1 pseudogene is annotated in these 565 nt (G+C 41.4%); it reads left to right on the forward strand.

Annotation, left to right across the window (positions count from 1 at the left end):
* A pseudogene (locus ACFIK6_RS10230) lies at positions 1 to 400 on the forward strand (DUF3792 domain-containing protein); the annotation flags it as partial.
* Positions 401 to 565: the final 165 nt, after the last annotated feature.

The raw sequence follows: 565 nt of genomic DNA on the forward strand, positions 1-565 counted from the left end.
TCACTATCGCACCACTTTAAAAAATCTTGGTGAGCGCCTGTCTGATCGCGTAGAAGATCTCACGGAAAAATTTGATCAAAGTGATATCATCAAAGCCCTCATGACCGATGGCATGTCCCGTGCTGATGCACAAACAGCAGTAAACCGTGCCGTTCAACTCTATCAAAGTGCAGAGGAAAAAACTGAAAAGGCGATAAAAGCGCTTGAAGAACGGGCAGAAACACTCTCGGATAATCTTGAAGATACAATCAAGGCTGCCCAAAACACTGCAACTAAAGCCACAAAAACAGCCTCTAATATGGGATGGTGGGGATTTTTAGGCAGTCTGATAGGCGCCATTATTTCCAGTGTGTTTGGATATTATGGTTACAGAAGCCGTAAGGATACTTTCATACTTTAAAACCTCTACCTCTAAAGCAAACACATAAAAAGCTGCACGTATAGTGCAGCTTTTTTGTGAAATTTTCTGATTACCCTTTTGTATCATATCTCTCATATCAGACAACTTCGCCAGCCCATAATCCTTCAATATTCCCCTTTCAAAAAACATAAGGAGCTGCTCATC

Source organism: Bartonella sp. AS69XJJH, assembly GCF_042195585.1.
Classification (GTDB): Bacteria; Pseudomonadota; Alphaproteobacteria; order Rhizobiales; family Rhizobiaceae; genus Bartonella.